Origin of the sequence: Candidatus Bandiella numerosa, assembly GCF_021811875.1 — a bacterium.
Taxonomy (GTDB): domain Bacteria; phylum Pseudomonadota; class Alphaproteobacteria; order Rickettsiales; family Midichloriaceae; genus Aquirickettsia; species Aquirickettsia numerosa_A.
This window is the reverse complement of sequence record NZ_JAJBJD010000034.1, coordinates 1-8,644: the sequence shown is the minus strand read 5'-3', so window position 1 is coordinate 8,644 and position 8,644 is coordinate 1. Positions and strand designations below refer to the sequence as shown.

Here is an 8,644-nt window from a genome sequence, read left to right as displayed (position 1 = left end):
TACAAAGTAAAAAGCACACCTATAATATTGAGGCCCAAAATAGCTCTCTCAGAGACTTTATCAAGAGATACAATCGAAAAACCAAGGCTTATTCCAAAGCCGCTGATATGGCTGAATTATCTGTGTACATCCATTTCTTCTTTGACACTATATTTGTTTAGCAATGCCTTTTAATTTAGAATCAGCAATAGGAGGCCTTTTAATATATCTACCCAAATAATTAACGTTAGCATAATGGTTAGAAGAAGCTTTTTGGCAAAATACCATCCAGTTTTTATGATAAAGAGAATTCAATAAATCATTAAAGGTGTAAGCATTATTGAAGTGGTTGGTAAGAGAATAGGGTAATATAATATTGTGAGATTTAAATAATTTTATGACTCTATGTTTCCACATTTTCATTAATGAATGCTGTTTAAAAAATAACTTTTTAGTTTTTTTGAGATTTGTATGCAAGCCAATTCTAGTTGTGGAAAGATGCACATGGACATTACGTTTTAAGTCTCTGCCAAAAGTATGAAGAGCAGTAAAAATAGCTGGGACAACATCAAGTTTACTAGCAAGAGTCATAATGCAATCTGCAGCTAATTTAGTAATTTGATTTAATAAATCTCTGTTAAGCCAAAACAAATCCCAAAGTTCAGAGGGCATAGTAAATGTAATGTGCTGCCATTCAGTATTTGGTAAAATATTGTTTTGTTTAGCTATCCATATCGCAGTTGCCTTTTTACCACATGAAGAGCATAATTTAGATTTACAGGTATGAGGTATGATTTTTATGTTATCACATAAATCGTTAGAGCATTTGTATTTTTTATAACCCCTTACTTTGTTTTTACAGCTCAAGACTTTAGCAACAGCAATAACTATAGATTCGCGGATTTTGCTTTCATGTAGCTCGTAAAAGTTATACCAAGCATTATTAGTTAATAAGATTGTTTTTAGATTAATTTGACAACCTGTTTTTATTAAAAGTTACCCATTGTATTCCATTTTCTCCTATTATGCTACCATTGCTGTAGGCAATCTGACTTGAAAAATGTTGGTCATTTATATTACCCCACTAATTGTTAAAAAAAATCGTAGCATAAAAAAAAATTATTCTCTACAGCCATAGGTTTAATGAGTGTTTAAAGTTATACAATTAGCTTATGTACTTTTTAAAATTTTTCATTATTATCAAGCTTATATAAAAATCCAATTTGTTTTAATTTATACGTCTGTATTATGCAAGATAACTTATTTGAAAAGAAAGATGATGAGAATTTAGAATACAAGGTATTGGCGAGAAAATACAGGCCAAAGGTATTTGGTGATATAATTTCTCAATCACATGTGACTCCAATAATCAAAAATTCTATCGATAATAATAAAATACATCATGCCTATGTATTAACAGGAATTAGAGGTGTTGGGAAAACAACGTTTGCAAGAATATTATCCAAAGCATTAAATTGTACCAAAAATGAGGATAATAAACCTACTTTTGAACCATGCCTAACTTGTAAAAATTGTGTATCAATTGAAGAAAGTAGACATCAGGATGTTTTAGAGATAGATGCAGCGAGCAATACAGGAGTTGCAGATATTAGAGAAATTATAGAAAATGCTAAGTATAAACCCATTACAGCCAGATATAAGGTATATATCATCGATGAAGTTCATATGCTGTCTAATAGTGCTTTTAATGCTTTATTAAAAACTTTAGAGGAACCGCCAGAGCACGTGAAGTTTGTTTTAGCAACAACAGAAATAAAGAAAATACCGTTAACAGTCATATCAAGATGTCAAAGATTTGATTTGCACAGATTGACCATTGAAGAATTAGCTAGGTATCTACAAAATATTGCTAAAAAAGAAGGTTTTGAGATTAATGAAAGAGCTTCAATGTTAATTTCAAAAGCTGCTGGGGGTTCGGCTAGAGATGGGTTATCTCTTTTGGATCAAGCTATGCTTACATGTAAAGAGAACATTATGGATTTGGAATCAATAACTCAAATGCTAGGCATTGTTAATCTGGAGTATATTTATGATCTATTTGATCTAATATTAACAGGAAAGCTAAATGATGCTTTAAGTATTGCAAGAGATTTATATACCAAGGGAGCTGAGCCATTTATGATTTTACAAGAGCTGATTGAAATTTCATATAGGATTAGTCTTTGTAAAATAGGTGATGCTAAAAATCTGATTATGTCTGATTTTGAATTGCAAAAATGCAATTTTATAGCAGAAAAAACATCAATAATAATTTTAACGAGATTTTGGCAGATATTGAATAAAGCTTTTGTTGGTATGAAGACTTCGTACAACGAAATGCTTTCACTTGAAATGACCATCATTAAGATGTCTTACGTAAATCTTACGATCACTCCTGAGGAGATTTTGAAATCATTAGATGATGATGGGGATGGGAGTTACAAAATTATTCAACCTAATGTCTCACAGGACGTAAAAAAAAACTTTCTAACTTAAGTAGTATTGAGGATTTATTTCTTTTTTTAGAAGAGAAGATGGAAATGATGCTGCTTCATATGATTAAAAATGACTTATCAATTATTGAGTTTAAGGAAGGGTATATAAAAATTCAAGAAATCAAAAATATCAACATTATAAAACAAGATATAAAAGCAAGGTTAATTTCTGTAACTGGTTTTAATTGGGTGATTGAAAGTGATAGTTCAAAAAAAGGAATAAATTACAGTGAGCAGGAAAATATGAATTTTGAAAAAAGAAAGCAAGAAGTTATAAATCATGAATTAGTTCAAAAAACACTTAAAAGCTTTTCAGAAATAGAAATTGATGATATTAAGTTATCAAATATTGATAACAAATAAGTAAGTATTTATGAATATTCAACAAATGATGAAGCAAGCTCAATCGATGCAGAAAAAAATGCAAGAATTGCAAAAAATTATGGATGCAAAAGAAATTACAGGTACTGCAGGTGGCGGAGCTGTTATTATTGTAACTACAGGAAAGGGAGAGGTAAAAAAGGTTAAAATTGATAAAAGTATTGTAAATCCTGATGATACAGAAATAATAGAAGATTTGATTGTTGCTGCATTCAACAATGCAAAACAAAATTCAGAGCAGTATAGTAATGAAGAGATGAGTAAATTAGGTATCTCTCCTGATATACTAAAAGGAATGATGTAATAAAAAGTGCTTGTTATGTATTGTGTTTAAGACAACTACAAAAGCGAATTTGCCTAAAGAATATGAATTTGTATTATATGAGAGTTGATATAGCGTTTTAAAATTATCGTGTGCATTAAGTAAATTAATGTTAGAGTTTCGCTATAATTTATAGGCTACCATTTTACATGAAAGTGGATTTATTTCAAAAAGAATGTATTTTTTTTTATAGCGTTAATGAAAAGGGAAAATACCCAAAATCTAATTTGCCTGAAATAGCATTTTTAGGAAGGTCAAATGTTGGTAAGTCTAGCTTAATTAATTCCTTAGTAAATAGAAAAAATTTAGTAAGAACATCAAATTCTCCTGGCAGTACAATAAAAATAAATTATTTTAAGCTGGGAGATAAATTGATGTTAGTTGATTTGCCTGGGCATGGATATGCAAAAAGAGCTAAGCATGTGGTAGAAAATCTAAGTGATTTAATTGAAGATTACTTATTAAGGAAAGAAAATTTAAAAAAATTGGTATTTATAATTGATTCCAGGCGCGGTATAGACCAGCAAGATGAAATGTTATTGAATTTTTTTAAAAATATGGATATTAGTATATTACTGGTGTTTAATAAAATTGATAAACTCAAAAAATTAGAACTTCAAGATTTAAATGATTCGGTTAATGCAATGATCAATAATTTTGATTTTATAGAGGGGGCGATGTTTACTAGTTGTCTTAAAGGATTTGGTATAAAGAAACTGAAAGAAAAAATAATTCAAAATATCTAGTACTTATGAATGATATTGAAAAATCTTGTATAGAAAAAAATTTAAAATTAACAAGTCAAAGGAAGATAATTGCAGAGGTTTTGTCTAATTCTACGGATCATCCAGATGTAGAAGAATTATATTTTAGAGCTAATAAGATAGATGCAAAGATTAGCTTAGCAACTATTTATAGGACTCTTAATTTATTTGAGCAATGTGGACTTATTAAAAAACTTGAAATTGGAGAGGGTAAGGCAAGATATGAAGAATTTAAAAAAGCTAATGAACATTTTCATCTGGTAGATATTGAAACTGGAGATATTGTAGAATTTAAAAATAAAGATTTAGAAAAGCTTAAAGAAAAAATTGCGAAAGAATTAGGTTATAAATTAGTTAACTCAAAACTTGAGCTATATGGAGTTTCTATCAAAAAATAGATATTAATTGAATTTAGGCGTTAAATGTGGGTATGTAAACACTTGAATTTTAGCGTAGAATAATGAAAAATTGTTTGCATTGTAATCAGCCTGTTATAACAAATGAAAATTTTTGTTGTATTGGTTGTAAAAGTGCAAATTACCTTATTAATAAACTAAATCTGAAAGATTATTACAAGTATTGTAGAAATATTTATAATACATCTCCTCCGAAGGCTTCGGGATTTGAAAATAAAATAAATTTTATTAATGAAGTGATTCATGGTAAGCAAGGAGAGTTCACAATCAATTTGTTGGTCGATGATATTGTATGTGGTTCTTGTGTATGGCTAATTGAAAATTCACTGAAATCACTAGATTATATTAGCTCGGTGAAATTTTCGCTCTCTACTAGGAGGTTGGAAATTGTATGGAAAGGGGAGGTGATAAATGTGAATAAGATAACAAATTTGATTCATAATTTAGGATATCAAGTATCACCATATGACATAAAATTATTAGATGAGCAAGAGACACTTAAAGAAAAAGAATTATTAAAAGCCATTGCTGTTTCAGGGTTTGCATCAGCCCAAATTATGGCTTTTGCATTTGCAGTGTGGATTGGTAACTATAATCAAAGTATGGGGGAATATCTTAGATATATCTTTCATATAGTATCGGGTGTTATTGGAATACCATCTATAATATATTCTTCTAGAATTTTTATTACTTCTTCATATAAAGCTTTGAGAAATGGCAGAACAAATATTGATGTTCCTATTTCAATTAGTATCATAGCAACGCTTCTAATCAGTGTTCAGGAAACCATAAGAATGAGCGAGTATGTTTATTATGATGCTTCAGCAAGTTTGACATTTTTATTGCTTGTTGGGAGATATCTGGACTTAAAAGCAAGAAATAAAGCAAAATCTAATATAAAAAACATTATGTTTCAGCAGCCAAGCGTTGCAAATATAATAAAAGATGATGGGATAGTAAGTGTATCTGCAAAATCAGTAAAGCAAAATGATTTAGTGTTAGTTAGGGCGGGGGAAAAATTTCCTGTAGATGGAGTGGTAGTGGAAGGTGAAAGCGAAGTGGACAACAGCATAATATCTGGTGAAAGTAATTCAATAATCATAAAGAAAGATTGTTTAGTTTATGCAGGGACGATTAATCTTAATAATACTCTAAAAATAAAAGCCAAAAATGCTGGTGAAAAAACCACATTATCTGAAATAGTTAGGCTTGTAGAAAATATTGAAAAAAATAAATCAAAATTTGTTAAAATTGCAGATAAATTATCCCAGTATTTTACTCCAGCTATTATATTTTTAGCACTTGTCACATTCATTATTTGGCTAAAAACTGGCGTGATGAATGCTACATTAAATGCTGTTACACTTTTAATTATCACATGTCCTTGTGCTGTTGGTCTTGCAGTTCCCATGGTTCAGATCATAGCTTTTTCGAAGTTAATAAAACAAGGTATATTTATTAAGAAGTCAGATTTTTTAGAAAGGGCTAATTTGGTTGATACAATTGTTTTTGATAAAACAGGTACATTGACGCATGGGGAGCCTATGTTATTAAATTTTTATGAATTTAATGATCAAGAAAAGTTGCTTATAGCATCTATGGCTTCAAGGAGTGCGCATATTTTGTGTAAGGCTATTGTAAAAAATTACAAAGCTCCAATTTTAGATTTGGACATAAAAGAAACAAAAGGAATGGGGGTATATACAAAATATCAAAATAATGAAATTTGGTTAGGTAATGGGCCGTGGTGTAATGTAGATGATTGGAAAAATGATGATAATTGTTTAGAGGTTTGGTTCAAAAAAGATAATGATACACCAAAAAGGCTAATTTTTAAAGATGAACTTAGGAGTGAGGCTAAGCAGGTTGTGCAATCTTTGCAATCAAAATATGAGATATTTTTACTTTCAGGCGATAAAAAATATAATGTAAAGAAGGTAGCTGAGGAGTTAGATATCAAAAATTATTTTGGTGAAAAAAAATATGAGCAAAAGTACCATTTCATACAGGAGTTATCAAAATGCGGAAAAAAAGTGTTAATGATAGGAGATGGTCTTAATGATTCTGTTGCATTAAAAGGCTCATATGCATCAATCTCACCTAAAACTTCCATTGCAATTTCTCAGGATGTGTCGGATGCAATTTATAACGGAAATTTATTGAGTATTTTAACAATATTTAAAGCCTCAAAATTAACCGTCAAATTAATAAAACAAAATTTTACGTTATCTATAATTTATAACTGTCTAGCAATTCCATTAGCGATGATGGGTAAGGTCAATCCGATAATTGCTGCTATTTTTATGTCAATCTCCTCTATTACAGTAATACTTAATTCCCTCAGATTTAAAATTAAATAATATTAACCTAATTTCTGTTATTAAAGATTAAAATAAATTCTGTACCAAAGTCCTTTTTGCTTGTACATATAATGTCTCCATGCATTTTGAGCATTGCCTGTTTGCAAAAATTAAGTCCCACTCCATAGCCATCAGTTGTAATGTTTTTTTGAAATAGTAGTTTCATAATTTTACTATCGATTCCGTAACCATCATCCTTTATATGTAATTTATTTTTCTTAATGTATATCTCTATTTTTGCCTCATTGCCAGCATATTTAAACGCATTTTTAAGTAAATTAAATATTATATGGCGTACCAATGTTGGTGAGCCAGTAAATTTAAAATCGTCCTCTTTTTTACTAACATATTTAACTCTTTCTTTATTGTCCTTAGTTATTTGAAAATTATTTAGTGCCTCAGTTATACAGGCATTTAATGAATAAGTGCCCCAATCTTTAGGCTTAACATTATTATCTACTTTTATACTACTCAACATTATATCGATATCTTGTATCGCTTGTGCATTACACTGCTCTAAATTACTAACATAATCATAGATTAATTCAAATTTTTTATTTTTTAGAGCATTTTTGATTAGATGACTTATTGTTATTCCAATGGTTAGTGGTGTGCTAACATCATGAGCTAGGGATCGACCTAAAATTTCAAGAGAATTTTGCTTTATTTTTTCTTCTCTAAACTTAGAGTATACAATAAATACTAATATTATTAATAATAGGATTGAAGAGTGTAGCGGGGAAAATACATTATCAACTTGAATATTAAGTATAGTTTCTGATTGTGATAACAATTTACATGCTAAAATAAGCATCGCAGCCATTAGTGTGCCGATAATTATTAAAATCCAAGCATAATATAGATTAGTTAGCACGAATAATTCGATTACTGAAATACAGTAATTTAATCCCCAGATAATTGTGTAATTACTCACAAAAAGCATATAGGCCCTTGTTAAGGGAAAAGCCAATAGTAAAAGTAAATGCCATAATAAAATAGGGTTTTTATTAACATTCAGCAGTTCGTGCAAGATCAATAGTACGCTTAAAAATAATGCAGCATATCGCAGTAATTGTGCGATAATATTAGTAATGTCAGTAAATGAGGAATAACTGAATACAAGTATCGGAATGTTAATGAACATAATTAACAGCGCTATGATGTATAATAACGATTTGTTAAAAGCTATTTTATGCTGAATATCAACGATGTTGTTAATAGCGTCGCTGATATACTGTCTTAAATTAATTTTAAACACTTCATTTTTGATAGTTCAATAACACCTTTTTTAATTTGGTATTGGTGAGCTATATAGAAGCCTAATCCACTTCCAAAAACTCCAATCATCGAACTTTCAATATCGAATTCACCGGTATAATATCTACCAATTAAAACAAAAATTAGAGCAACGGCTGTAGAGAATATAAAAGTAAATTCTGTGGTTTTTACCCTCTTTAAGGCTAAAAGTAATGGAACGAATAGCACAGGGAAATTAAAGTTGTTCACAAGCCATATTAACTTTAAAATTTGTTTGCTAATTAACGCAACTGTTACCGCGCAGACAGCTACTAATAAAGAAGATAATTTGACTATTAACACTAGTTGTTTATTACTTGGTTCGTTAAGAAATGGTTTAATAATATCTTTGGCTATAATTGAACTTGATGTATTAATCCATGAATCTGCAGACGATTGAATTACTGCTAAAAGTCCAACTATAATTAATCCCTTTAGACCATCCGTTAATGAATAGTCGATAAAATAGTAAAATGACAAATTACTGTCTATATCTGGAAATTTGGCATTGCTAAACAAATATAGCATACAATTGAGAAAGCTGATATGATATGCACAATAACACAAATAAGGTTAGTATATGTCAGAAATAATATGTTGCAAATGCAGAGAAAGTAATTATTACAGATCT

The 8,644-nt window shown here is 29.5% G+C and carries 9 protein-coding genes; 6 read left to right on the top strand and 3 right to left on the bottom strand.

Annotated features, from left to right (window positions below; translation table 11 throughout):
• Positions 1-147: 147 nt before the first annotated feature.
• Complete coding sequence (locus tag L8D11_RS05910) at positions 148-936, bottom strand: IS91 family transposase (protein ID WP_336886379.1); 789 nt, start codon at positions 934-936, stop codon at positions 148-150.
• A 291-nt stretch (positions 937-1,227) separates the two neighbouring features.
• Here L8D11_RS05910 and dnaX point away from each other — a divergent pair, with 291 nt between their 5' ends.
• The 6 genes from dnaX to L8D11_RS02150 all read left to right on the top strand — a co-directional run bounded on the left by dnaX (position 1,228) and on the right by L8D11_RS02150 (position 6,717).
• Positions 1,228-2,475, top strand: a complete 1,248-nt coding sequence (dnaX, locus tag L8D11_RS02175; protein WP_236870039.1) for a DNA polymerase III subunit gamma/tau — start codon at positions 1,228-1,230, stop codon at positions 2,473-2,475.
• Between the two features lie 5 nt (positions 2,476-2,480).
• Positions 2,481-2,837 carry a hypothetical protein gene (locus L8D11_RS02170; protein ID WP_336886378.1) on the top strand — a complete coding sequence of 119 codons (357 nt, stop codon included), beginning with the start codon at positions 2,481-2,483 and terminating at the stop codon, positions 2,835-2,837.
• A 10-nt stretch (positions 2,838-2,847) separates the two neighbouring features.
• Positions 2,848-3,159: a YbaB/EbfC family nucleoid-associated protein gene (locus L8D11_RS02165; RefSeq protein WP_236870037.1), complete on the top strand. Its 312-nt coding sequence runs from the start codon at positions 2,848-2,850 to the stop codon at positions 3,157-3,159.
• Between the two features lie 167 nt (positions 3,160-3,326).
• A complete protein-coding gene (gene yihA, locus L8D11_RS02160) occupies positions 3,327-3,923 on the top strand; it encodes a ribosome biogenesis GTP-binding protein YihA/YsxC (RefSeq protein ID WP_236870036.1) in 597 nt (198 codons plus the stop codon).
• A 5-nt stretch (positions 3,924-3,928) separates the two neighbouring features.
• Entirely contained in the window at positions 3,929-4,339 is a 411-nt protein-coding gene (locus L8D11_RS02155) for a Fur family transcriptional regulator (protein WP_236870035.1), read from the top strand.
• Positions 4,340-4,401: 62 nt separating this feature from the next.
• Positions 4,402-6,717, top strand: a complete 2,316-nt coding sequence (locus L8D11_RS02150) for a heavy metal translocating P-type ATPase (RefSeq protein WP_236870034.1) — start codon at positions 4,402-4,404, stop codon at positions 6,715-6,717.
• A gap of 7 nt (positions 6,718-6,724) precedes the next feature.
• Here the strand turns inward: L8D11_RS02150 and L8D11_RS05905 are convergent, their stop codons facing one another.
• Together L8D11_RS05905 and L8D11_RS02140 are read right to left on the bottom strand one after the other, a co-directional pair.
• On the bottom strand, positions 6,725-7,975 hold the full coding sequence (locus L8D11_RS05905) for a sensor histidine kinase (protein WP_236870033.1): 1,251 nt from the start codon (positions 7,973-7,975) through the stop codon (positions 6,725-6,727).
• Complete coding sequence (locus L8D11_RS02140; protein ID WP_236870032.1) at positions 7,957-8,541, bottom strand: sodium:solute symporter family transporter; 585 nt, start codon at positions 8,539-8,541, stop codon at positions 7,957-7,959. Before L8D11_RS02140 ends, L8D11_RS05905 begins: the two co-directional genes overlap by 19 nt.
• Positions 8,542-8,644: the final 103 nt, after the last annotated feature.

Excerpts from the sequence above, each read along its gene's own strand:
- dnaX (WP_236870039.1), top strand. The coding sequence starts at position 1,228 with ATGCAAGATAACTTATTTGAAAAGAAAGATGATGAGAATTTAGAATAC.
- L8D11_RS02165 (WP_236870037.1), top strand. The coding sequence starts at position 2,848 with ATGAATATTCAACAAATGATGAAGCAAGCTCAATCGATGCAGAAAAAA.
- yihA (WP_236870036.1), top strand. The coding sequence starts at position 3,327 with ATGAAAGTGGATTTATTTCAAAAAGAATGTATTTTTTTTTATAGCGTT.
- L8D11_RS02155 (WP_236870035.1), top strand. The coding sequence starts at position 3,929 with ATGAATGATATTGAAAAATCTTGTATAGAAAAAAATTTAAAATTAACA.
- L8D11_RS02150 (WP_236870034.1), top strand. The coding sequence starts at position 4,402 with ATGAAAAATTGTTTGCATTGTAATCAGCCTGTTATAACAAATGAAAAT.
- L8D11_RS02140 (WP_236870032.1), bottom strand. The coding sequence starts at position 8,541 with ATGCTATATTTGTTTAGCAATGCCAAATTTCCAGATATAGACAGTAAT.